This window comes from Acinetobacter sp. YH16042 (assembly GCF_013417245.1).
In the GTDB taxonomy this organism is placed as follows: domain Bacteria; phylum Pseudomonadota; class Gammaproteobacteria; order Pseudomonadales; family Moraxellaceae; genus Acinetobacter; species Acinetobacter amyesii.
This window is the reverse complement of the sequence record NZ_VPEJ01000133.1, coordinates 1-1,220: the sequence shown is the minus strand read 5'-3', so window position 1 is coordinate 1,220 and position 1,220 is coordinate 1. Positions and strand designations below refer to the sequence as shown.

Below are 1,220 nucleotides of genomic sequence, written 5' to 3'. Positions count from 1 at the left end.
AAGTGCCAGAGACACCACCGAGATAGGTTGGAGTACCCCAAATTAGTCCATCATATTGACAGAGTAATTCAGGTTGAGACATCAACTGTTCAGCGGTGAATAAATCAATTTTAGGTGGTGTTTCAAAAAGTATGCTGAAACAAAGCAGGTTGAATTTTGATAAAATAGAGAAATGCGAATAACTCTAGAAATCAAATGTCCAACCTGCCTCAGTGACAGTATAAAGAAAAATGGCATCAAAGTAGATGGGAAACAAAACTATCAGTGCAAAGACTGTAAACGTCAGTTTATTGGTGACCATGCTCTGAGCTATCTAGGATGTCATTCAGGCATTACTCGAAAAATATTACAGTTGATGGTCAGAGGTAGTGGTATACGAGATATCGCTGAAGTTGAGCGAATCAGTATCGGTAAAGTTTTACGTACTTTAACCGAATCGACCTACCAAATTCAGCCTAAACAAAGTCATTATGAGTCTCTTGAAGTTGATGAGTTTTGGACTTTTGTGGGAAATAAAAATAATAAACAATGGCTTATTTACGCCTACCATCGAGAAACAGGTGAGATTGTTGCTTATTTTTGGGGTAAAAGAGACTTAGCTACAGTTCAACGATTGAAGGCAAAGCTTAAACAATTAGGTATTCACTACACCCGAATTGCAAGTGATCATTGGGACAGTTTCATAACTGCTTTTAAAAACTGCAAGCAAAGTATTGGTAAATTTTTTACTGTAGGTATTGAAGGTAATAATTGCAAAATAAGGCATCGAATTAGGCGCGGTTTTAGAAGGAGTTGTAATTTTTCAAAAAAGATTGAAAACCATTTTAAAGCTTTCGACTTAACCTTTTTTTACATCAATAATGGCTTCATTTAATGTCAGCATACTTTTTGAAACACCACCAGATTTTTTATTTTCATTACTTCTTTTATTTAACATTTCTTGTCCTAAATCTTTCCAAATTTGCCACTTCATATCATTTGGATCAATTTCAGCAGTTTTTATAAGTACTCCAAGCAATTCAGCAGGATCACGCTGATCTAGCTTAGCAATCTCAAAAAGTGCGCCTAATTGGATAAGGTGGCGTGTACGAGCTTTACGTTCAGCTTCCTTTTCTGCATTCAATAATTTTCTAACAGCAACTTTTTGCTTATTTGCTCGATCTATGGCTTTTTCAGCTTTGATCAAGGCATTAATTTTTTTCTCTTGGTCAGATGTTCTG

At 35.6% G+C, this 1,220-nt stretch carries 2 protein-coding genes and 1 pseudogene; 1 reads left to right on the top strand and 2 read right to left on the bottom strand.

The features are described from left to right. A pseudogene (locus FTV37_RS17555) lies at positions 1-112 on the bottom strand (flavodoxin family protein); the annotation flags it as partial. A gap of 60 nt (positions 113-172) precedes the next feature. On the opposite strand from FTV37_RS17555, the gene FTV37_RS17550 reads away from it, so the two are divergent. Further along, positions 173-874 (top strand): IS1-like element ISPa14 family transposase, encoded by a 702-nt coding sequence (locus FTV37_RS17550; RefSeq protein ID WP_166135753.1) that lies wholly within the window; start codon positions 173-175, stop codon positions 872-874. On the opposite strand, the gene FTV37_RS17545 is transcribed toward FTV37_RS17550, so the two are convergent. Next, positions 839-1,220, bottom strand: a 382-nt coding sequence (locus tag FTV37_RS17545; RefSeq protein ID WP_257224374.1) for a conjugal transfer protein TraD, incomplete at its 5' end; no start/stop codon positions are given. The two genes, FTV37_RS17550 and FTV37_RS17545, sit on opposite strands and share 36 nt — an antisense overlap.

Excerpts from the sequence above, each read along its gene's own strand:
- FTV37_RS17550 (WP_166135753.1), top strand. The coding sequence starts at position 173 with ATGCGAATAACTCTAGAAATCAAATGTCCAACCTGCCTCAGTGACAGT.